A 22,387-nucleotide genomic window follows, 5' to 3' on the forward strand; every position below is an offset into this window, starting at 1 on the left:
ACCGCGACCTGCTGATCCGGGCCTGGTCGTCTGGGCGTGGTCGTCCGGGCGTGGTCGTCCGGGCCTGCTGGTTGTCCGGGCCTGAGCTCTCATGGATGCTTCGTCGGCTCGGCGACCGGACTATCTGTCGGCTGCCTTTGGAGCTGATGTCGTAAACGATTCAGCCCTGGCCGGTTTGGGCCGGGCCGGTTTGGGCTGGGCCGGTTTGGGCTGGGCTGATTGGGCTGGGCCGGGTTGGGCTGGGCCGGGTTGGGCTGGGCTGATTGGGTTGGGCTGGGCTGGGCTGGGCTGATTGGGTTGGGCTGGTTGGGTTGGGCTGGTTGGGCTGGGCCGGTTGGCTCGGTTGGTCAGTTCGGCGGGTCGGCTGGGGCCGGTCAGGCCGGCTCGGCTGGCCCGTGCTCCTGGACTGCCGGGCCGCTCGTTGCCCGGTCGCGTCGCATGGCCGGGGCACGCCGCTGACGAGACCGATGTCGTAAACGATTCAGCTCCAAAGGCTCTGAGTGCCGTGTCGAGTTGCCCCCGACGTGGGCAGCGCGACGTGACCGGCACTGTGCAGGCGATCCGGCGTCAGGCTGCTCGCGTGCCTGTTCTGTTCCCGGATGTGGGGCCGCTCGACCGGCGGCGCAGCCGGCAGCGGCCGAGGGTCACTCCACCCAGGAGCCTCCGTGCAGCACGCGCACGACGTTCAGGTCGTCGTCCAGCACCACCAGGTCGGCGCGGAGTCCGACCTGGAGGGCGCCGACCCGGTCACCCAGGCCGATGGCCCGGGCCGGGGTGGTGGCCACCATGCGAGCCGCGTCGGCCATCGGGATTCCGGCATTGACGGCGTGCCGCAGTGCGGCGTCCATGGTCAGGGTGCTTCCGGCGATCGCGCCGTCGCGGGCGAGTCGGGCCACGCCGTCGGTCACCGTGACGGCCTGACCGCCCAGCTCGTACTCCCCGTCCGCCATTCCGGCGGCGGCCATCGCGTCGGTGATCAGCGCGGCCCGGTCCGGACCGGCGGTCGCGGCGACGTAGGTCAGCATGCCGTCGTGCAGGTGCACCCCATCGGCGATCAGCTCACAGGTCACTGTGGGCGCGTCGAGCAGGGCGACCACCGGGCCCGGCTCACGGTGGTGCACCGGTCGCATGCCGTTGAACAGGTGGGTGCCGACACTCGCTCCGGCGGCGACGGCGGCCTGGGTCTGCGCGTACGTGGCGTCGGTGTGGCCGACCGCCGCCACCACCCGCTGCGAGGCGAGCAGCCTGATCGCCTCCAACGCGCCCTCGCGTTCCGGAGCGAGGGTCACCATCCGGACCGCGCCCCGACCCAGCTTGATCAGCTCGGTCAGCTCGTCGGTCGACGGGTCGCGGAGGTACTCCGGGTTCTGCGCGCCGCACCGCACCGCGGAGAGGTAGGGCCCTTCGAAGTGGACACCTGCCAGCACGCCCTCCTCCACCAGCGGGGCGAACGCCTCGGTCGACGAGCGCATCAACTCGAAGGGAGCGCTGACCAGGCTCGCCAGCAGGGTGGTCGTACCGTGCGCGAGGTGGAAGTCGGCAGCCGCCCGGGCCTCGGCGGCATCGCCGGTGGTGAAGGTGTGCCCGCCCCCGCCATGCGTGTGCATGTCCACGAAGCCCGGCAGGATCCAGTGCCCGTCCCGGACCGACGGGTACTCGGCGACCGCGGTGATCCGATCCCCGTCCCACTCGACACAGCCCTGTCGGATGACACCGGTCGGGGTCACCACGCGGCCGTTCACCCGTACCGTCATCGTTTCTCCTGGTGGTCGTGGCCGCGCGCGGCGTCCAGTGCGAGCAGGGCGGCACCGAGGCAACCGGCCTCGTCGCCGAGGGCTGCCGCGACCAGTCGCGGCTCCCGGTGGAAGGTCATCCGTTCGTGCAGCGCCGCCCGCAGCGGGGTCAGCAGCAGCTCACCGGCCTGGGCGAGGCCGCCGCCGAGCACGATCGTCGCCACGTCGAACAGCGCCTGCCCGCTGGCCAGACCGTCGGCGAGCGCCTCGACCGTCTCCTGCCAGATCTGGCCGGCGAGCGGTTCGCCGGTTGCGGCCCGTTCGGCCACCTCGGCGGCTGACACCGGACCGTCGGCAGCCTCGCCGGCCAGCTCCGCGTAGCGGCGTCCGACCGCCGCGGCCGAGGCGACCGCCTCCAGGCAGCCGGGTCGGCCGCAGCCGCAGCGCGGCCCGTCCGGCCGGACCAGGATGTGGCCGATCTCCCCGGCGGCACCGTGCGCGCCGACGGCGGCGTGGCCGTCCACGACGTGCGCGGCGGCGATGCCGGTGCCGATCGCCACGAACAGCACGTGCCCGGTGCCGCGACCGGCGCCGAGCCGGGCCTCGGCGAGACCACCCACACGCACGTCGTGGCCGAGCGCCGTCGGCAGGCCGAGCCGTCGCACCGCCAGGTCCCGCAGGGGTACGTCCCGGAAGCCGACGTTCGCCGACCAGACCGCGACACCCCGTGCCTCATCCACCACACCGGGGACGGCGATGCCGACCGCGATCGGGGTGAGGCCGTCGGCGCGGGCCTTGTCGGCGAGCCCTTCGGCCACGTCCAGGATGGTGGCGACCACTGCCGCCGGGCCGCGCGCGGCGTCGGTGGGGTGCCGCTCGGTGCGTACCGGGACGCCGTCCGGCCGGACCAGGGCACACTTCATGCCGGTGCCACCGACGTCCAGCGCGACGACCACCGGGTCGGTAGGCGCGGTGGCGTCGTCGTCGTTCATGCCAGCACCACGGCCCGGGACAGGTGCCGGGGCGCGTCCGGGTCGAGGCCCCGGCTGGTGGCCAACGCGACCGCGAAGCGTTGCGCCAGGATCAGGTCGGCCATCGGGTCGACCGGGGTACGACCAGCGGACCAGCTGCCGAGCACCGTGCGCCAACCGTGGGTGCGGCTGTGGACGAAAGCCGCGCCGGTGGCGGCCACGTCCTCGGGGAGCCCGTCGGGCAGGTCGCCGAACGCCCAGACCAGGCGGCCGGGTGCGGCGACCGAGATGGGCCCGTGTCGGTAGTCCATCGCCGGGTACGCCTCGGCCCAGAAGATCGCCGTTTCGCGGCACTTCAGGGCGGCAGCCTGGGCCAACCCGATCGTCCACCCCCGACCGAGGAAGGTGACCTGCCCGATGGCGGCCGGGTCGATCGGCAGTGGGGAGCGCACCGCCACCTCGGCGTCGGCGGCGAGCGCGGTGACCGGGTCGCCGAGGTGGGCGCGGAGCAGGGCCAGCGCGGTGGTCGCGAAGCGGGTCTGCACCACCGCCCGCTCGTCGGCGAAGGGCATGGTCACCGCGGCGGTGGCGAGGTCGACCGCCGGGGACGCCGGGTCGCCGACGATGACAGTGGTGGGTGTCCGTCCACGTAGTGCGGCGAGCAGTTCGAGCACCTCGGTGGTGCAGCCGGAGCGGCTGATGGCGATCAGCCGGTCGTAGTGGCGGTCGGTGGGGAACTCGGACGCCTGGAACGCGTCGGTCTCACCCTGGCCGGCCTGCTCGCGGCGGGCCGCGTACGCCATCGCCATGAACCACGACGTGCCGCAACCGACCACCGCGACGCGTTCACCGGGGTGCGGCAGGTCGCCGTGGACGACGCCGGCCAGTTCGGCTGCCTCCCGCCAACAGTCGGGTTGGCTCGCGATCTCCGCGTCCACGTACGCCATGGCAAACTCCTCGCAGGGGCGACCGGTGCGCAATACGGCTCGTTAGAGCCGCATTTCGCGCGTTATTCTGCGCGAATGCCGGTGGCCGTGGCAACCGGCCAGCCGATCGCGCAGGTCAGTCTTTTGCGCCCACCTAGTTTCGCGCACTAGTGTGCACGCAATCAATCACCGTCCGTGCAGTTGCTGGGAGGGCCTCCGCGGTGGACCGGTACGCCAGATGGAACGCCCTTCTCGAGATGCTGACCGACAACGGCCGGGTCAGCGTCGAGGCGGCGGCCGAGCGGTTGGACGTCTCCCAGGCCACCATCCGGCGCGACTTCGACCAGCTCGCCCAGCAGCAGATGATCACGAGGACGCGGGGTGGGGCGGTCGCCAACGGCGTCTCGTACGACCTGCCGCTGCGCTACAAGACGGCGAAGCACTCGGCGGAGAAGCAGCGGATCGGCGCTGCCGCCGCCGCGCTGGTCACGCCGGGCACCGTGGTCGGCCTGAACGGCGGCACCACCAGCACCGAGGTGGCGAGGGCCCTCGCCGTCCGGCCCGACCTGAACACCAGCGCCGAGGGCGCCCAGCTCACCGTGGTCACCAACGCGCTGAACATCGCCAACGAGCTGCTGGTGCGGTCCCGGATGAAGGTCGTGGTGGCCGGCGGGGTGGTGCGCCCGAAGTCGTTCGAACTCGTCGGCCCGCTGGGCGGGGCGCTGCTGCGTGAGGTCACCCTGGACGTCGCGTTGCTGGGTGTGGACGCGATCGACCCGCAACTCGGCGCGGCCGCCCACCACGAGGGTGAGGCGGCGATGAACAACCTGATGGTGGCTCGGGCCAAGCGAGTGGTGATCATCGCCGACTCGTCCAAGTTGGGCGGCCACGCCTTCGCCCGCATCTGCCCCGTCGAGCGGGTGGAGACGTTGGTGACCGACTCCGGTGCCGCGCCGGAGGTGGTGGAGGCGTTCCGCGCCGCCGGCGTCCAGGTCGTCTGCGCCTGAACCGTCACGCTCCGTCGATGAAGTAGTCAGTTCGGCGCGTCGATGCATACCGCGTATTGCGTGCGTCTGCATACCGCGTATGGTGTCGGCTGTCACGCCCACCCATCGGGGGAGGTGCAGCTTGCCAGCTGTCCTGGAGATCGAAGGTCTACGTAAGACGTACAAGAGTCGTCGACGCGGCACCCGCAACGCGCTCGACGGGTTCGACATGCGGGTCGAGGCAGGGCAGGTGCACGGCTTCCTGGGTCCCAACGGGTCCGGCAAGACCACCACGCTGCGTACCCTGCTCGGCCTGATCCGACCCGACGGCGGCCGGATGGCGCTGCTCGGGCACGAGGTCCCCGACGCGCTGCCCACCGTCGCCGGCCAGGTCGGCGCGATCGTGGAGAGCCCGCAGTTCTTCCCACACTTCACCGCCCGGGACACGCTGTCCCTGCTGGCCGGGGCGGGCGAGGTGCCGGCCACCCGGGTCGACGAGGTGTTGGAGCTCGTCGGGCTGCGCGACCGGGCCGGCGAGCGGGTCAAGACGTACTCGTTGGGCATGAAGCAGCGGCTCGCCGTGGCCTCAGCCCTGCTGAAGAACCCGAAGCTGCTCATCCTCGACGAGCCCGCCAACGGCCTCGACCCGGGCGGCATCCGGGAGATGCGTTCGCTGATGCGCAATCTCGCGGAATCCGGGATGACAGTGCTGCTGTCGAGTCACATCCTCGGCGAGATCCAGCTGATCTGTGACTCGGTCACCATCATCTCGCTGGGCCGCCGGGTCGCGTTCGGCCCGGTCGACGAGGTGCTCGCGCAGCACTCCTCGGGTGCGGTCCGGGTCCGGCTGGAGGCGGTCAGCGACCTGCCGGTGGCCACCGAGGCGCTCACCAAGGCCGGGATCCGGGTCACCGGGCACCCCGACCACCTGATGCTGACCGGCGTCGACAAGCCGGCCACTGTGACGCGTCTGCTCGCCGAGCAGAACCTGTACGTCAGCGAGTTGGCGCCGATCGCCGTCGATCTGGAGAGCGTCTTCCTCGAACTGACCGCCACCGCGCCGGTCCCCGGTCAGCACCGGCAGGTCGACGAGTCCATGAAGGTCGGCGGGACGGGTCAGCCCGGCCCCGCCGGAGGAGGGTGGGGCGCGTGAGCCTCTATCGTACGGAGCTGCGCCGGCTCACCAAGCGGCGTTTCACCAGGTACATGACGCTGCTCGGCCTGGTGGTGCTGGCCGCGGTGGTGGTCGGCGTGTTCTTCACCAACCAGAAGATCGATGCCACGCAGCTCGCCCGGGCCGAACGTCAGGCCGACCAGCAGTACCAGGAGCAGGTGCGCTGGAGCGAGCAGGAGCGCGCCGAGTGTGAGAAGGCCAAGACGGCCGGCACGCCGAGCGACCGCCGCTTTCCCGACGACTGCTCGGTGATCACGGCCCCGCCCCGGGAGCAGATCGAGGCGGAGTGGTTCCTGCCGTCGACGTTCAACTTCCGGGAGACGTTCGACGAGACGCTGATCCCGTTCGCGGCGATCCTCGCGCTCGTCGGGTTCGTGATCGGCGCGTCCTTCGTGGGCGCCGAGTGGAGCACCGGCGGCATGATGAACCTGCTCCTCTGGCGGCCGAAGCGGCTCACCGTACTCCTCACCAAGCTGGCCGCGCTGCTCACCGGCATCCTCGCGGTGACGTTGCCCGCCGCGGTGCTCTGGTTCGCCGGGTTCTGGGCGGTCGCCACCTTCCGGGGCAGCACCGACAAGGTGACCTCCGGCGTCATCCAGTCGGCCATCCTGACCGGGGTACGCGGTGTGGCGCTGGTGCTGGTGCTGACCACCATCGGCTTCGCCCTCGCCTCGCTGGGACGGCACACCGCGATGGCCCTCGGTGGCGTGGTGGCGGTGATGGTGGTCGGCCAGTTCGGCCTGGGCATCCTGCTGTCGATGGCGAGCGTGAAGTTCGCCGAGGCCTGGCTGCTACCCACGTACGCGCTGGCCTGGATGACGAAGACGGTGACGTTGCAGAACTGGAACTCCTGCAACGCGACCTACTTCGGGGAGTGCAAACCGGAGACGATGGACATCACCTGGCAGCAGTCGTCAGTGCTGTTCTCGGTCGGGTTGGTGGTGATCCTCGGGGCGGCGCTCTGGGCGATGCGTCGCCGCGACATCTCCTGACATACCGGCTACGGAGGCCCCCGGCACGCGCCGGGGGCCTCCGTGCGTCCCGGCACCGTCGCGCCGGCTGCTGCGACCGGGGTCCGCGCTGGCTAGGCTGAGCGAATGTCCGCCGACGCCACCACCCCAGAGTCGTCCGCCGACGCTCGTCCGGGTGGCGTCGGGCCGACCGTTCCGACTCCCCGGCCGGCGCCGCCCATCGAGACCGCCGACGAGCCGGCGCAGCCGGCCGAGCCGACCGGGACCGCCGACGAGTCGGCGTCGCCGACCGAGCACGCGCACGTCCAGCCCGTCGACCCGGCGGCCGGGTTGACCGAGCGCGAACGCGCCATCCTCACCTTCGAGCAGCAGTGGTGGCGGCACGCCGGGGCCAAGGAGCAGGCCGTCCGGGACACCTTCGGGGTCTCCTCGACCCGCTACTACCAACTGCTCAACGGGCTGCTGGACAATCCGGCCGCACTCGCCGCCGACCCCGTGCTGATCGGTCGACTCCGTCGGCTGCGTTCGTCGCGGGCCCGCAACCGTCGCCGCTGACCGGCTCCGCTGGTCGTGCACCGCGGGAGTGAGTCATCCGGCCAGGAATGTCACCCGACCCAGGGGGTACGCGGGCAGCGTTCCGGCCTCGCTGGTAGCTGGGACCGGAGGCGACGGAGGGAGCGGGCGGTGGCGGGTGCCAACCTTCGGCAGGTGTGCCGATGATGCGGGTGCGATCCGCGTCCGCGCCGGCCCCGGGCCGACCGGTCAACGAGGATCTGGTGTTCCGGATCGCTCCGCTCGTCGGCGTCCTCGACGGCGCGACAGTGCCGGAGGGCTTCGACACCGGCTGCGTACACGGGCCGGAGTGGTACGTCCGGCACCTCGCCGCCCGGATCGCCGTGGCGGAGGCGGTCCGCCCGGCGGCCCGTCTGACCAGTAACCTGGCCGCCGCCATCCTCGCGGTACGCGCCGACCACGGCGAGCAGTGCGACCTCGACCATCCCGGCCCCCCGTCCAGCACGGTCTGCCTCCTGCGCGACTGCGGTGACCAGGTCGACTACCTGGTGCTCTGCGACAGCCCGCTGGTCCTGGACTGTGGCGGTCAGGTGAGCGTGGTGACCGACAACCGGCTGGACACGGCGATGGCGGAGTTGCGGGAGACGGTCGCCGTGCTGCCGGGCGGGGCGGCGGACCCGGCCACCCGGTTCCGGCACGCGGTGAGCGTCCAGCGGGAGCGGATGAACCGCACCCACGGCTACTGGGTCGCGGCGGCCGACCCCGACGCGGCCTTCCACGCCGTCACCGGGACCCTGCCCCGGCACGGTCCGACGGCGCTGCGCCGGGCGGCTCTGCTCAGCGACGGCGCGTCCAGCGCTGTGGAGCAGTTCGGGTTGACCGACTGGCCCGGTCTGCTGGACCTGCTCAGCGCGGACGGGCCGGGCGGGTTGATCGACCGGGTCCGGGCTGCCGAGCGCGACCACAGTGACCGGTTGCGCCGACACAAGGCCACCGACGACGCCTCGGTGGTGTTCTGCGAGTTCGAGCCGACCGGCTGACCACCAACGGGTGACGACAGAGCGTGATGAGCAACACCCAGGCCGCCCGACCGGCCGGGACCGGTAGCCGGACCGCCAGTGCATCGCCATTGGGGTGGACTTCGGCCGATGGGGGCGGCAGACTGCGGCACGTGGCGGGTGCGGTCCGGCTGGAGCCGGTGGACGAGGGGAACCTGGAGCCGTTGCTCTCCGTAGCGGCTGCCGAGGCGGAGCCGGGCGATGTCATGCCGCCGGTCGAGGCGCCCGCCGGTTGGTCGCTCGCCCGCCGCGAGGCGTTCCGGGAGTTCCACCGGGCGAGCTTCGGCGGGCTGGACGGCCCGACCCGCTCGCAGATGTACGCGATCCTCGCCGGCGGCGAGGTGGTGGGTATGGTGCGGATGACACGTTGTGACGAGCCCGACACGGTCGAAACCGGGATGTGGCTCGGTCGCTCGGCGCGCGGGCAGGGGATCGGCGCGGCAGCCCTGCGGGAGTTGTTGAACGCCGCCGCCCGGGCGGGGATGCGAATCGTCGTCGCGGAGACGGATCCGGACAACGCCGGTGCCGTCGCCGTCCTCAAGAAATGCGGCGCGAAACTGCATGAGCAGGACGGGAAGGTGCGTGCCGAGATCTGTCTCGACTCGACGCCACCCGCACTCTGACGCCGGCCGGTCGGCGGCGACCGGGCTGGCCGCCGCCGACCGTCGGCGGTCAGGCCGGTACGCGGACGATGTCGTAGTCGGTGCTCGGCGTCGACTCCACGTCGAAGCGGCCGTTCACCACGTACAACGCGGAGCCGAGCAGGTCGCCGGTGGCCGGTGACCGCAGCTGCGGCCCGGTGATCTCCCGCTGCACCACCCCGGCGGTGTACGCGCCGTTGAGCCGGACCACGGCGATGACGTTGGACAGGTTCCGGATCACGTGCAGGGTGCGCCCCCGCAGCACCAGCCCGTCGGCCCGGTCGACCGAGTAACCACCGAGGTCGAAGAGCGCGCTGCCGCCGGTACGCGGATTGACGCGGACCAGTTGCCCGGTCAGCATCTGCGCGACCAACAGGTCTCCGTTCGGCAGCGCCACGATCCCGTTGTTGAACGCGTCCGGCGTCGCCCCCGGACCGGTCAGCGGCAGCACCCGGACTGCGGTGGGAGCCGGCAGACGACCGCTCGGGCCCAGCGGCACCACGTACAGCACCGGGCGTACGGAGTCGGTGAGGTAGACCGCCCGTTCGGTGATCACCATGTCGTTGACCAGAGTGTTCGACCCGTCGTTGAACTGGTAGTGGGCCAGGCGGGCACCGGTGCGCGGGTCGTACACGCTGGCCCCGCCGGTGTAGAAGTCGGCGGTCCAGAGCCGGCCCCGCCGGTCGAGTTCGAGGCCCGCCTTGGGCTTGCCCGGTGTGCCGGGGATCAGCACCGAGCCGCGTCCGGTGCGGAGGTCACCCCGCCACACCGCGCCGTCGAGGACGGAGCCCACATAGACGGTGGTGCCGTCGCCGATGGTCAACCCCTCGGGCGTGAAGCCGTCGGGCAGGGCGATCCGGGCCGGGAACGGCTTCGACGGGTGTGCCGCCGCCGACGAGCCGACCGTGGACACTGTCGCCGCCGCCAGCAGCGGGACGACGAGGAGAGAGAAGAGTCTGTGCAAGGAGCACCGCCTGACGTCGGAGTGGACGACTCCACTGCGGACCATGACGTTCTACGGACGTCCGGGGCGCGACGAAAGGTTGTGCTGCTCTGCTCACTCCCGGTCAGCGGCGTACGCGGCCAGCCAGGCCACCTGGGCCGGGTCCAGCGACGGGCGTACCCGTGCCCGCGCGGTCGCCACGTGCGCGGCGGTGACCGTCGCGGCGGCGAGCGACTCCCGCATGGCGGCCAGCGCCGCCTCCCGCACCAGCGCGGCGCAGTCGGCGGCGGAGAAGCCGGTCAACTCGTCGCCGAGGGTCGACAGGTCCACGTCCGGGGCCAGCGGCACCTGGCGGGACGCGGCCCGCAGGATCTCCGCGCGGGCCGGCCCGTCCGGCGGCGGCACGTAGACCAGCCGCTCCAACCGGCCCGGCCGCAGCAGCGCCGGGTCGACCAGGTCCGGCCGGTTCGTCGCGCCGACCACCACCACGTTGCGCAGCGTCTCCACCCCGTCCAGTTCGGTGAGCAGCGCGGCGACCACCCGGTCCGTGGTGCCCCCGTCGGTGGCCTGCCCGCGTACCGGGGCCAGCGCGTCCACCTCGTCCAGGAAGATTAGGGTGGGGGCCGCCTCCCGGGCCCGGCGGAACAGTTCCCGGACCGCGCGCTCGCTCTCGCCGACCCACTTGGAGAGCAGTTCGGCGCCCTTCACCGACAGCACGTTGGCCCGCCCCGACCCGGCCAGGGCCGTGACCAGGTACGTCTTGCCGCAGCCAGGTGGCCCGTAGAGCAGCACGCCACGCGGCGGCTGGACGCCGAGCCGGGCGAAGGTGTCCGGGTAGGTCAACGGCCACAGCACCGACTCGGTGAGGGTCTGCTTGACCTCGTCCAGGCCACCCACGTCGTCGAGGGTCACCGACGCGAGGTCCAGGGTGGACGCGGCCATCGTGGTCGGCCGGACCACCTCCAGGGCGGCGGCGAAGTCGGCCATCGACACCGTCGGCGTCTCGGCGGACTTCTGCCGCAGCGCCGCGCGTACCCCGGCCTCCCGAACCAGCGCGGCCAGGTCCGCCGCGACGAACCCGGGGGTACGCCCGGCCACCTCGTCCAGCCGGACGTCGTCGGCCAGTGGCACCTGCCGGGTCAGCACGGTGAGCTGTTCGCGGCGCAGCGCCTGGTCGGGGAGCGGGACGCTGATCCGCAGCGACAACAGGTCCGGCGCGCGCAGCGCGCTGTCGACCGCCTCCGGTCGGCTGGTGGCGCAGACCACCGCGACACCGGCCCGGACGCTCTCCACGAGGACCTGCCGGAACACCGTCGCCACCGGGCCGGGCTCGTCCGCCGGTGCGAGCGCCTCGACGTCGCTGACCAGCAGCACGGCGGGTCCGCCGGCACGGGCCGCTGTCGCCGCGGCGCGCAGTCGGTCGGCGGCGGCCTGGTTGGCCAGCGCGGCGACCTCCGGTGCCCAGATCGGGTGGACACGGGCACCGACCCGGGCGGCGACAGCCCGCACCAACGCCGACTTCCCGGAGCCCGCCGGGCCGACGAGCAGCACCCCCAGCGAGATCGTGGTGCCCAGCCGGCCCAGTACCTCACGGTGGTGGAAACCGAGATCGAGCAGTTCGGTCAGCTCCTCGGCCTGGGCCCGCAGCCCGGGTAGCTCGTCCACGTCCGGGGCGTCGTCGTCGGCCGGGGCCGTGTCGGCCGTTCCGCGCGGCTCGGGCGGTGCGGTCTCGACCGGGCCGGGCCCGTGCGTGGTCGCGCCATGCTCCCAGGCGACCGCCGTGTTCATGGTGACCAAAGCGCCGGCGACCGGCTCGACCGCGACCACTGTCAGCAGGGTGCTGGTCCAGGCGAAACCGACGGTGTTGGCGAGGCTGCGACGAGCCGCCTCGACCAGGCCGCGCACCGACGCGTCCGGCAGCACGTCCTGCGGCAACAGCGACACGTCGTCACCGGCGGTGAGCACCTTGCCCAGCAGAGCGAGCCGGAGCATCTCCGGGCTCACCGCCGCCACCACCCCCGCCGGACCGGCCAGGACGACCCGACCCGCCGGGGTCAGCGGCACCGGGCTGACCCGCACCTGACCGCCGTCGCGCAGGCCCAGGTTGCCCAGGACCAGGTCGTCGGCGTACAGCAGGGCGCTGCTCGCGCCCGGAGCAGCCGCCGCCACGATCCCGGCCGTCTCCCGGCGGCCGGCGAGACGGACCGGGTCACCGGGACGCAGGTTCAGCGCGGTCATCGCCTCCGGGTGCAGCCGCACGATGCCCCGTCGGGCGTCCAGCGCGGCCGACCGAAGGCTCGCCGTCAAGGTCAGGTCGGGTTGCGCCACCGCCCGACCGTAGCGGTCGTCGGCCACCTCCGCCGGTCAGCGCCGTGGATCCAACGTGTCCAACAACGACGGGTCCCGTCGGATCAACTCGGCCAACCGGGCCGCCGGATCCGGGGTCAACCCGACCGGTCCCGGAGCCCAGGCGGGCACCGTCCGACCGGACAGCGGCCACGTCGGTGGAGGTTCCACCGGCGCCACCGGAGACAGCGGACCGACAGTGACGTCCGGCCCGTCCCAGGACACCCGCAACGGGTACGTCCGCCCGTCGTGCTCCACGTGCACGGTCACCACCAGCCCCGGGTGGGCGCCGACGACCTGGCGTACCGCCTCGGCCACCTCCTCGACCGGACCCCACCCGGTCGTGTCACCCGAGGGGTCGGCCCCCGCGTGGCGGGGGTCGTGCCGGCCCGGCCGGGCGTTGCCGCGCCCGAGAACCGGCTGACCCGTCGGCGGTGTGGTGTCGTCCGGGTCGTTGACCCGTCGGCGCTGCGCCTCCTCGCGCCGGGCCAGCCGCGCCAGCGTCTCGTCGAGGTCACCCCTCACCAGATCACTCCTTCCCGCCACGGCCGGAGCCGGTCGGCTCAGGCCCTCCGGTCCCGCGTGGCCCGGTCCAGCGCACGGTCCAGGACGACCAGCAGGGCGTCCCGCACCGAGAGCCGGTCCCGGGCGTCGAACTGCACCAGGGGCACGTGGTCGCCGATGGCCAGCGCCCAACGGATCTCGCCGAGTTCCAGGGCCAGCCGCCCGTCGAAGGCGTTGACCCCGACCACGAACGGCAGCCCGGCCCGTTCGAAGAAGTCGATCGCCGGGAAGCAGTCGTCCAGCCGGGAGCTGTCCACCACCACCAGCGCGCCCAGCGCCCCCCGCGCGAGGTCGTCCCACATGAAGCCGAACCGGGACTGCCCCGGCGTGCCGAACAGGTAGAGCTTGAGACTGCGGTCGATGGTCACACAACCGAAATCCATCGCCACGGTGGTGGTCGTCTTGGTCGACCGGGCACCCGGGTCGTCCACGCCGATCCCGGCGGTGGTCATCTCGGCCTCGGTGGTGAGGGGTGCGATCTCGGAGATCGCGCCGACCGTGGTGGTCTTGCCCACCCCGAAGCCCCCGGCGACCAGGATCTTGACCGGGATCGGCGGCGCGGCCGGCTTACCGACCGGCGGCGTCGGCAGCCCGCCCGACGAGGGCCGGTACGGCGGCGGTGCCGCGCTCGGAGGCGGGCCGGCACGCCCGACCACCGGCCCGGTGCCCGGTGCCACGCCGTACCGGGCGGCGGCGCTGTTCGCGGAGGCCCCGCCCAGCGGGGCGACCGGCCATTCAGGAGATCGCACGGAGTCCATCAATCACTCGCAGGATGAGATGGGGATCGAGGGCGTCGTCGGTGTCGGAGACGTGCACGTCCAGGTGCCCGGACGCCCGTAGGTCACCGACCAGGACCCGCGTCACACCGAAGTGCAACCGGGTCCGGGCCGAGATCTCGGCCACCGAGATCGGCTCGGCGCAGAGCGCGATGATCGCCTGGATCTCCGGTGCCATCACCGCGTCCGGCGGGCCGGACCACCAGCCGCTGTCCATCCGGACGGTCACCTGGGTCTCCAGCCCGATCGCCGGGTCCGCGCCGGTCACCCGCCCGGAGGTGAGCACGAACGGACGCGGACCTGCCGGCCCGCCACCGCCCACCTCCGGCTCGGGCAGCGCCGGTGCCGCCGCGCCCTCCCCGGCGGGAGACGGCGTGCGCAGGTACGGGCGGATCCGGACCCGCGGGTCCGGGTCCGCGTCCTCGCCGGCGACCTCCGGGGTCACTGCTGGACGGCGTTCTTCAACTCGACGATCAGACGCGGGGTCAGGGCACCGCCGGCCCGCCCGGCGAAGAGCGTCATCTCGTATGCGACGGTGCCCAGGTTCGCCGACCGGTCGGCGACCACCCCGAGCACGGAACCGCTGCTGATCGCGCTGATCAGCAGGTAGCCGTCGGCCATGTCGACGATCACCCGGTTCAGGCCACCGAGCGCGTACCAGCTGGCTGCTCCACCGGCCAGGCTGGTCATCCCGGACACGACGGCCGCCAACCGTTCCGCGTTGGACCGGTCCTTGATCGCCGACATGGCCATCAGCAGGCCGTCCGAGGAGACCGCGATCGCCTCCAGGACCCCGGCTGTGCTGGACGTGAAGGAATCAAGCAGCCAGTTGAACGTACGGGCCTCCGGGCTGAGGTCCCCACTGGCGGCGGGCTGGCTCTGGTGCTCGACGTTGTCGTGCAGGAAGGGGCTGGTCACCGTGATGATCCTTCTTCGTTCCGGTCGTCTGGGCTGACTTCGCGCAGAGCGCGGGCAACGCCCGCCTCGAACTCGCTGATGAGGTTCCGGACCTCGGCCGGGTCACCGAGGTGCGTGCTGGGCGGCTGGCACGCCGGGACGACGGTGAGGTTCGCCCCCGGCACCCGTCGGCTCAGCCGGGGGCGACCCGGAGCGCCGTCCGACGGGCCACCGTTGCCGGCCACCGTCGGGCCGGCGCCTCCCGGTGTGCTCGGCAGGTCGACTGTCGCGCCCGGGTCGGCCACGCCCGACCTGACACCGGTCGCCTCGGCTCGGCGTACACCGGCTTGGAACGCCTCGACCAACGCGCGGGCCGCGGCGGGGTCCGCCCCGGTGGCGTCCACCGGCCGGGTCGGCGCGGTGGAGGCGCCCAGGCTGGCCCCGGGCACCCGCTGCCGGATGCGCGGCCCGGTCGGTGCGTCCGACGGTTCCGGCACCGGGGGCGTGGGGGGCGTGGCCTGCTCGGGCTGGCTGTGACCGAACGCGTTCCAGGACGGGCCGGCCTCCAGGCTGCGGGTGGCCCGGCTGAGGAGATCTGAGTCGAAGCGGGCCGGCGCGGCGACGGCCGCAGCGAGGGGGCGGGCGTCCTGCTCGGGCTCGGGCTCCACCGCCGCCGTACGCCGATCTCGTTCCGGCACGGTGGCCCGGGCCACGGCAGCTCCGGCCCGGTCGGCGCGACGCAGCACCAGTGACGTCGCCGGGATCTCCAGGTGTGCGGTCACCCCACCGCCTCCGGTGGAGGACAGCCCCACCTCCCAGCCGTGCCGACGTGCCAGCCGACCGACCACGAAGAGACCGAGCACCTCGGTGGGGGCCAGGTCGAGCCGTTCCCGGCGGGTGAACCGGGCGTTCTCCTCGGCCAGCCGTTGTTCGCTCATGCCGATGCCGTGGTCGACCACCGTGATCCGCGCGCCGAGTCCGGCCGCCTCGGCGGCCACCAGCACCCGGGTGTGCGGCGGCGAGAAGACCGTGGCGTTCTCCATCAGCTCGGCCAATGCCAGGATGAGGTCGCCGACCACCGCCGGCGCGGCCGAGATACCCGCCGGCACCCGCACCTCGACCCGGGTGTAGTCCTCGATCTCGCCCAGCGCCAACCGGACCAGGTCGGCCAGCGGCACCGGCGCGGTGTGGCCGTCGGCCCCGGCTGCGCCGGAGAGCACCACCAGGCTGCCGGCGTTGCGGCGCAACCGGCTGGAGATGTGGTCGAGGCGGTACAGGTGCTCCAGCCGGCCCGGGTCGGCCTCCTGCTGCTCCAGCCTGTCGATCAGCGCGATCTGCCGGCCCACCAGGTTCTGGGTGCGCCGCCCGACGTGACCGAACATCTGCGCCACGTTGCGTCGGCCGGCGACCTGCCGCTCGACCAGCCGCGCCGCGGTGTTCTGCACCCGGTCGAAGGCCCGCGCCAGATCGCCGATCTCGTCGTTGGCCCGGATGTCCACCGGTTCCAACCGGACCGGTTGTGGGCTCTCGGCCTCGTCGTCGGTGACCCGGACCAGCTCGGCCTCGGCGACGCGGGCGACCCGGTCGGCGGAGCTGGTGAGGCGGGTCAACGGTCGCGCCACCGTCCGCGCGACCGCCACACTGAGCAGCACCACCAGCGTCAGGATCAACGCCGCCGCGGCACCGACCAGGTACGCGGCGGTGAGCGCCCGCTGCTGCTCGGCGGTCGCCTCGGCGAGGACGTCGGCGATCAGCTTCTTCTCGACGAACTGACCGAGCCGAATCATCGTGCGGACGGCCGGGAAGAGCGCCTCCATCGGTACGGGACGGACCGCGGCGGCCGGGTCCCGGGCGCTGGTGGTCAGGAAGTCCGGGCTGGTACGAGCGGCCACGGCCGCGTCGTTGAGCTGGGCCACAGCGAGCTGTTCGGGCGTGATCAGGCCGCGGAAGCGTGCGTTGTCGACCTGGAGCGCGGCGATGCACGCGACGTAGCCGGCTACGGTGTCCGGGGTGCCGGCCGCCTTGACGAGCAGGCTCAGCGTGGCACAGGCGGCCAGGCCCTCGTCGGACCGGAGCAGACCGTCGAGAGCGAGCACCTGACGGCCGGGCAACGTGTCGGTGTCCACACCGATCACCAGTCGCAGGGACTCGATGATCCCCGTGTTGATCGGGCGGAACGTCTCCATCACCTGACCGGGGTTCGCGGTCCGGGCCAGCACGGCGGCCCGCAGGTCGACGAGGCTGGACACCCGGTCCAGGGCGCTGTCCACCCGGTCGGTCAACGCTTCGTTGCGACCGGCTCTCAGGTCGGCCACCCGGTCGTCCACGTCGGCGGACTTGCGGACCAGCTCGCTGCGTTCCACCCGGCCGAGCAGGTACCCGATGGAGAGGATGCGTTCCTGCTGCAACTCCTGGACCAGGCTGCCGACCCGGCTGGCGAGACGTACCCGCTCGGCGGTGTCGCCGGCCCGCTGTGCCGCGGCCACCCGGTCGAGCATGACCGGCACGGCCAGTCCGACCATGCTGAGCAGCGGGATCACCACGAGCAGGGCGAGCTTGCCGCGGATGCGGAGCCTACCGAGCAGCATCGAACGCCCCCCACTGTGCGGTCTCCGGTTCCCGGACGACGCCGACGGGTTGCGGCCCTCGGGGCTCGTTGACCGCTGGTTGCCACGGATCGTTGGGCACGGGGGTGTCAGTGCTCTCGGTGTGGTTGGCAGCGAGGGCGGCCCGGCGTCGGGCCCGGGCGGCGGCGTTGACCAGCAGCGCGGCGAGCCAGCCCAGCAGCAGCACCGCCACCACTCCCGCTGCGACGATCGACCAGCGGTCCCGGTCCAGCTCGTCGATGCGCTCGACCAGCAGGGCGTCGAGTTCGGTGAGGATGACCGGTTGCAGTTGACGCGCCGAGCGGTGCGTGTTGAGCGCGGCAGCTGCCAACTGGGCCTGGTCCACGACACCCGTGCCCCTGGCCGGGATCGAGTAGGCGGCCAGCGCCTCCACCGAGCGTTGGTAGGTGTCGAGCGGGGTCAGCACGTTCGCGCCGAGATCGGTGCTCTCCGAGCCGTCCACGGCGGAGCGCAGGTTGTCGACGAGGTCGCCGGCGGGTGTGAGTGCGGCCACCCGCAGACCGCTCAGCTCCATCAGGCCGCGGGCCTGCTCGGCGGCGGGCCGACGGGAGATCAGCGCACTCAGGTCGGCGAGCCGACCGGCGGCCACCACCGCCTCGGGCAACTCCTGGCCGGCGCTGTCCTGGAGGAAGAAGGAGTCGGCGACGGGATCCCGGACCAGCCCGGAGCTCTCCCGGACCTTGCGGTGCAGGGCCAGCAGGAGATCGGTGGCCTCCCCGTACGCCGTGTACGCGGACTCCGGGTCGGAGGCGCTGCGTCCGCGCAGCGCCTCCAGCTTGGCCCGTACGCCGGCCCAGCGTTCCTGGCTGAGGAGTTCGACGCCGATGCGCGCGTCCACCGCGGCGGCCTCCTCGACCGCCCGGTCCAACGCCTCCCGGGCGACCGGGCGGCCGTTGACGGTGGCGGACTGGGCCTCCACCAGGGCGTCGGTGACTCCGGCCAGGGCGGTGAGGTACTGCACGCCGAGCCGTTCGCGGGCGGCCAGGCTCCGGTCGTCACTGGTCTGTTGCCAGGCGAACGTGACGAGCAGCCCCACCGGCGCGAGTAGTGCCCCGATGAGCAGCAGGGGCAGCAGACGGCCCATGGTGGACGGCCGTCGACGGGCCCGCGGCGCGGGGACTGTCATGTGTTGTCTCCTCCGGCGGGGGCGCGGACTGGTGCGGTCCCGGGTAGCCGAACAGTCCCGTGCACCGGACCGGAAAACTAATCGAAACGCCCACTCAGCAGGCCTCGGTCGCCGAGTCAGGTTCGCGTCACTTCGAGCGATGTCACCATTTGTCCGCGTCTTGGGCACGCTCTGTTGCGTCGATGGGTGTGACATGGAGGGATCGGTATGGATATCCGGGAAAAGATCGGAATTCACGGAATCCGAAGTCAACTCGCTGGGCCGCGTCGGACGTTGCGCGCTCGCACCCCCATCCGCCACCGATCGGGGCAACCGGACGGACGTACGGCGGATCTCAGCCAACGCTCAGGCTGTGGGCCGTACCGTGTGCCGCATGACACCGCCGTCGCCGGCCGCGTGGTTCCGGCGTGCCCTGCCCACCCGCCGTCGCGCGATCGCCGCAGCGGCCGTCGTCGTGCTCCTGGCCGCCGCCGTGACCTGGGCCGTGTGGCCGCAGGGGGCGGGCGTACGCACCGAGGGCGCGATGCTCACCGTCCGCTCCGGACCTGCCGGCGACCAGCCGGTGGACCTGGACACGACCTTCTACCTGCCGGACGACGCGTCGTCGGGGCGGAAGGTGCCGGCGGTGCTGTTGGCGCACGGGTTCGGCGGCACGAAGGACTCGGTGCGTTCCGACGCGGAGGAGTTCGCCGGGCGCGGCTACGCGGTGCTCACCTGGACCGCACGGGGCTTCGGCCGCAGCGGTGGTCAGATCCACCTCGACAACCCGGACTACGAGGTGCGCGACGCCCAGCGGCTGCTGGACTGGTTGGCAGCCCGGCCGGAGGTGCGCACCGACGCCGCCGGAGACCCGCAGGTGGGCGTGGTCGGTGGCTCGTACGGTGGTGGGTTGGCCCTGCTGCTGGCCGCCCAGGACACCCGGGTCGACGCGATCGTCCCGATGATCACCTGGAACGACCTGTCCCGGGCGTTCCTGCCGGAGAGCACCGGCGGGGCACCGACCGAGGGAGTGTTCAAGAAGGGCTGGGCGGGCCTCTTCTTCGGTGGTGGGGGCAACGTGGGCTCCGGGCCGGCCGGGCTCTCCGGCGCGACCGCCGCCGGACCGCAGGGCGCGCCGGCGTCGGCCGGTCCGCCCAGCCCCGGGCCGGGCGCGGGCCCGGGTAACGGTCCCGGTAGCGTCCCGACCGGTGCCGCCGACCCGTCCTGTGGTCGCTTCGCCGCCGACGTGTGCGCCGCGTACCTGCGGATCGCCACCACCGGTCGCGCCGACCAGGCCGCCGTGGACCTGCTGCGTCGGTCCAGCCCGGCGGGCGTCCTGGACCGGATCAAGGCGCCCACCCTGCTGGTGCAGGGCGAGGCGGACACGCTCTTCCCCCTCGGCGAGGCCGACGCGAACGCGCGCGGTATCGCCGCCACCGGCACCCCGGTGCGCGTCGCCTGGTTCACCGGCGGACACGACGGCGGCAGTGGGCCCCGCTCGGACTCCGACCGGGTGAAGTTCCTGACCGTCCAGTGGCTCGACCACTACGTCAAGGGCGAGGGCGACGCACCCGGCGACGACTTCACCTGGTCCCGGATCGCCGGGTTCGACGCGCTCGACCGGGGCCTCGTCGCCACCGCCTTCCGCCGCGCCGACTACCCCGGCCTGGCCGGTGACGAACGCCGGGAGATCCCGGTCGCCGGTCCGGTCCAACCGGTCGCGAACCCGCCCGACGGCAACCCGGCCGCCATCTCCTCGATCCCGTTCGCCGGTGGTCTCGCCTCGCTGCTGGACGGCGTAGCAGGTGACGTGCCCGGCCAGCACGCCCGGTTCGAGTCGGCACCGCTGACCCAGGCGGTGGACGTCGCCGGGGCGCCCACGGTCACCGTGCGGGCCGCGTCGCCGACCGGCGAGGCGGTGCTCTTCGTCAAGCTCTACGACGTCGACCCGGACGGCGCGGCCACCCTGCCGAACGGGCTGGTCGCCCCGATCCGGCTCACCGGGCTGCCGCAGCAGGTGCAGGACGCCCGCCCGGTCACCGTGACGCTGCCCGCGATCGTCCGGCGGGTGGAGGCCGGCCACCGGCTGCGCCTCGTGGTGGCCACCTCCGACCAGGCGTACACCACGCCCGCGCCACCCACCGTCTACACGGTGGCGGTGGACGGCGCCGTCACCGTGCCCACGATCAGCGGCGCACCGATCCCCACCGCCGCGACGCTCTGGCGCTGGGTGCTCGCCGGCCTGCTCGCCGCCATCGCCATCGGGCTCGTCGTGGTCGTCGCCGTGGTCCGCCGCCGACACCGTCGCCAGGACCGCTCGGTGCATCCGGAGTACGCGGACACGCCGCTGGCCGTGCGCGCACTCCGCAAGGAGTACGCGGACGGCTTCGTCGCCGTGTCGAACGTGGACTTCGAGGTGCACCCGGGGCAGGTGGTGGGTCTGCTCGGACCCAACGGCGCCGGTAAGACGACCACCCTGCGGGTGTTGATGGGGCTGACCCAGCCGACCGCCGGGGAGATCTACGTCTTCGGCCGCCGACTGGTGCCCGGCTCCCCGGTGCTGTCGAGGATCGGCGCGCTCGTGGAGGGGCCCGGGTTCCTGCCGCACCTGTCGGGTCTGGAGAACCTGACGGCGTACTGGCGAGCCACCGGGCGGCCGTGGGAGGACGCGCAGTTCGACGCGGCGTTGGAGATCGCCGGTCTGGGCGACTCGGTGCACCGGAAGATCAAGAACTACAGCCACGGCATGCGTCAGCGCCTGGCCATCGCCCAGGCCATGCTCGGCCTCCCCGAGCTGCTGGTGCTGGACGAACCCACCGACGGGCTCGACCCGCCGCAGATCGCCGAGATGCGCCGGGTCCTCCAGCGCTACGCCACGGACGGGCGGGCGGTGCTGGTCTCCAGCCACCTGCTGGCCGAGGTCGAGCAGACCTGCACGCACGCGGTGGTGGTGAACAAGGGCCGGATCGTGGCGTCCGGGCCGGTGGAGGAGATCGTGGGCGAGTCGCCGAGCGTGCTGTTCGACGTCAGCGACCGGGTCGCGGCGCGGGCGGTGCTGGACCGGCTGCACGGTGTCCGGGTGCTGCCGGAGAGCGACGGTCAGTTGGTGGTCGACACCAACGGCACGGCCCGCAGCGAGGTGGTGGCCGAGCTGGTGCGCGCCGGCATCGGGGTGGACCGGGTGGTGCCCCGGCGCCGCCTGGAGGACGCGTTCCTCGCCCTGGTGGGCGAGAACTCTCGGGGAAGCGGTGACCGGTGATGGCAGGCTCTTCCGTCGAGACGCCGCTGGGCGTCACCGACCCGGCCGGCGCGGCCCGCGGTTACCGGGCGTCGGCCACCATGCCCTTCACGGCGGAGTTCCGGCGGCAGGCGTCCCGGCGGCGTACCCAGTTGGCGCTCGGCTTCATGGTGCTCCTGCCGCTGATCATCCTGATCGCCTTCCAGTTCGACTCCGGCGACGACGACAACGGCCGCAACGAGTTCTCCAGCCTGGTCGAGTTGGCCACCTCGGGCGGCCTCAACTTCACCCTGTTCTCGATCTTCGTGTCGGCGTCGTTCCTGCTGGTGGTCGTCGTCGCGCTGTTCTGCGGGGACACGGTGGCCAGCGAGGCGAGCTGGGGCAGCCTGCGCTACCTGCTGGCGGTCCCGGTGCCCCGGGCCCGGTTGCTGACGGTGAAGCTGGTGGTCGCGCTCGCGTACTCGGGGCTGGCCCTGCTGTTGTTGGCCGGCACCGCGTTGCTGGTCGGCACCCTGCGGTACGGCTGGTCGCCGCTGCGCAGCACCGTCGCCGCCGAACTGGAACCGACCGAGGGGCTGCTCCGGTTGCTGGCGGTGCTCGGCTACCTGGCCGTCGTACTCCTGGTGGTGGCCGGGCTGGCGTTCCTGCTGTCGGTGACCACCGACGCCGCGTTGGGCGCGGTGGGTGGGGCGGTGCTGCTGTGGATCCTGTCCAGCATCCTGGACCAGATCACCGCCCTGGGCGCGGTACGCGACTTCCTGCCCACCCACTTCAGCACCGCCTGGCTGGGATTGCTGTCGACCCCGGTGCAGACCGACGACGTGGTCCGGGGCAGCGTCTCGGCGATCAGCTACGCGACGTTGTTCTGGGGGTTGGCGTTCTGGCGCTTCACCCGCAAGGACATCACGTCGTAGCCGC

The 22,387-nt window shown here is 72.8% G+C and carries 19 protein-coding genes; 8 read left to right on the plus strand and 11 right to left on the minus strand.

All coding sequences use genetic code 11. The annotated features are described in order from the left end of the window. Positions 1-644: 644 nt before the first annotated feature. From nagA to GA0070612_RS08200, 3 genes are read right to left on the minus strand one after another with little or no spacing between them, the layout of a single operon-like run. Complete coding sequence (gene nagA, locus GA0070612_RS08190; protein WP_088987365.1) at positions 645-1,754, minus strand: N-acetylglucosamine-6-phosphate deacetylase; 1,110 nt, start codon at positions 1,752-1,754, stop codon at positions 645-647. Beyond that, positions 1,751-2,725, minus strand: coding sequence for an ROK family protein (locus GA0070612_RS08195; RefSeq protein WP_088987366.1), 975 nt, complete (start codon positions 2,723-2,725; stop codon positions 1,751-1,753). The genes nagA and GA0070612_RS08195 overlap by 4 nt, the downstream gene beginning before the upstream one ends. Then, positions 2,722-3,651: an SIS domain-containing protein gene (locus GA0070612_RS08200; RefSeq protein ID WP_088987367.1), complete on the minus strand. Its 930-nt coding sequence runs from the start codon at positions 3,649-3,651 to the stop codon at positions 2,722-2,724. The genes GA0070612_RS08195 and GA0070612_RS08200 overlap by 4 nt, the downstream gene beginning before the upstream one ends. A gap of 200 nt (positions 3,652-3,851) precedes the next feature. Here GA0070612_RS08200 and GA0070612_RS08205 point away from each other — a divergent pair, with 200 nt between their 5' ends. The 6 genes from GA0070612_RS08205 (at position 3,852) to GA0070612_RS08230 (ending at position 8,955) form a co-directional block, all read left to right on the plus strand. Next, positions 3,852-4,637 (plus strand): DeoR/GlpR family DNA-binding transcription regulator, encoded by a 786-nt coding sequence (locus GA0070612_RS08205; RefSeq protein WP_088987368.1) that lies wholly within the window; start codon positions 3,852-3,854, stop codon positions 4,635-4,637. A gap of 208 nt (positions 4,638-4,845) precedes the next feature. Beyond that, positions 4,846-5,769 carry an ATP-binding cassette domain-containing protein gene (locus tag GA0070612_RS08210; RefSeq protein ID WP_197699416.1) on the plus strand — a complete coding sequence of 308 codons (924 nt, stop codon included), beginning with the start codon at positions 4,846-4,848 and terminating at the stop codon, positions 5,767-5,769. Continuing rightward, a complete protein-coding gene (locus GA0070612_RS08215; protein ID WP_088991353.1) occupies positions 5,766-6,782 on the plus strand; it encodes an ABC transporter permease subunit in 1,017 nt (338 codons plus the stop codon). The genes GA0070612_RS08210 and GA0070612_RS08215 overlap by 4 nt, the downstream gene beginning before the upstream one ends. Positions 6,783-6,887: 105 nt before the next feature. Next, complete coding sequence (locus tag GA0070612_RS08220) at positions 6,888-7,316, plus strand: DUF3263 domain-containing protein (protein WP_088987370.1); 429 nt, start codon at positions 6,888-6,890, stop codon at positions 7,314-7,316. 161 nt (positions 7,317-7,477) lie between these two features. Then, positions 7,478-8,314 carry a hypothetical protein gene (locus tag GA0070612_RS08225; protein WP_231924507.1) on the plus strand — a complete coding sequence of 279 codons (837 nt, stop codon included), beginning with the start codon at positions 7,478-7,480 and terminating at the stop codon, positions 8,312-8,314. Positions 8,315-8,445: 131 nt separating this feature from the next. Further along, the gene (locus tag GA0070612_RS08230) at positions 8,446-8,955 is read left to right on the plus strand and encodes a GNAT family N-acetyltransferase (RefSeq protein ID WP_088987372.1); all 510 of its coding nucleotides are present in this window, start codon (positions 8,446-8,448) and stop codon (positions 8,953-8,955) included. 49 nt (positions 8,956-9,004) lie between these two features. Here the strand turns inward: GA0070612_RS08230 and GA0070612_RS08235 are convergent, their stop codons facing one another. From GA0070612_RS08235 to GA0070612_RS08270, 8 genes are all read right to left on the minus strand, one after another. Continuing rightward, positions 9,005-9,937 carry an NHL repeat-containing protein gene (locus GA0070612_RS08235; RefSeq protein ID WP_157742443.1) on the minus strand — a complete coding sequence of 311 codons (933 nt, stop codon included), beginning with the start codon at positions 9,935-9,937 and terminating at the stop codon, positions 9,005-9,007. Positions 9,938-10,030: 93 nt separating this feature from the next. Beyond that, positions 10,031-12,244: an AAA family ATPase gene (locus GA0070612_RS08240; protein WP_088991354.1), complete on the minus strand. Its 2,214-nt coding sequence runs from the start codon at positions 12,242-12,244 to the stop codon at positions 10,031-10,033. A 36-nt stretch (positions 12,245-12,280) separates the two neighbouring features. Further along, the gene (locus GA0070612_RS08245; protein ID WP_088987374.1) at positions 12,281-12,787 is read right to left on the minus strand and encodes a hypothetical protein; all 507 of its coding nucleotides are present in this window, start codon (positions 12,785-12,787) and stop codon (positions 12,281-12,283) included. 38 nt (positions 12,788-12,825) lie between these two features. Then, the gene (locus tag GA0070612_RS08250; protein ID WP_197699334.1) at positions 12,826-13,584 is read right to left on the minus strand and encodes a GTP-binding protein; all 759 of its coding nucleotides are present in this window, start codon (positions 13,582-13,584) and stop codon (positions 12,826-12,828) included. Then, a complete protein-coding gene (locus GA0070612_RS08255) occupies positions 13,562-14,047 on the minus strand; it encodes a DUF742 domain-containing protein (RefSeq protein ID WP_088987375.1) in 486 nt (161 codons plus the stop codon). The genes GA0070612_RS08250 and GA0070612_RS08255 overlap by 23 nt, the downstream gene beginning before the upstream one ends. Beyond that, positions 14,044-14,520, minus strand: a complete 477-nt coding sequence (locus tag GA0070612_RS08260; protein WP_197699335.1) for a roadblock/LC7 domain-containing protein — start codon at positions 14,518-14,520, stop codon at positions 14,044-14,046. The genes GA0070612_RS08255 and GA0070612_RS08260 overlap by 4 nt, the downstream gene beginning before the upstream one ends. Continuing rightward, positions 14,517-17,087: a sensor histidine kinase gene (locus tag GA0070612_RS08265; protein WP_088987376.1), complete on the minus strand. Its 2,571-nt coding sequence runs from the start codon at positions 17,085-17,087 to the stop codon at positions 14,517-14,519. Before GA0070612_RS08265 ends, GA0070612_RS08260 begins: the two co-directional genes overlap by 4 nt. Then, on the minus strand, positions 17,074-18,252 hold the full coding sequence (locus GA0070612_RS08270; RefSeq protein WP_088987377.1) for a hypothetical protein: 1,179 nt from the start codon (positions 18,250-18,252) through the stop codon (positions 17,074-17,076). The genes GA0070612_RS08265 and GA0070612_RS08270 overlap by 14 nt, the downstream gene beginning before the upstream one ends. Positions 18,253-18,625: 373 nt before the next feature. On the opposite strand from GA0070612_RS08270, the gene GA0070612_RS08275 reads away from it, so the two are divergent. After that, entirely contained in the window at positions 18,626-21,490 is a 2,865-nt protein-coding gene (locus GA0070612_RS08275; RefSeq protein ID WP_088987378.1) for an alpha/beta fold hydrolase, read from the plus strand. Beyond that, entirely contained in the window at positions 21,490-22,383 is an 894-nt protein-coding gene (locus GA0070612_RS08280) for an ABC transporter permease (protein WP_088987379.1), read from the plus strand. The genes GA0070612_RS08275 and GA0070612_RS08280 overlap by 1 nt, the downstream gene beginning before the upstream one ends. Positions 22,384-22,387: the final 4 nt, after the last annotated feature.

Source organism: Micromonospora chokoriensis (assembly GCF_900091505.1).
GTDB classification, from domain to species: domain Bacteria; phylum Actinomycetota; class Actinomycetes; order Mycobacteriales; family Micromonosporaceae; genus Micromonospora; species Micromonospora chokoriensis.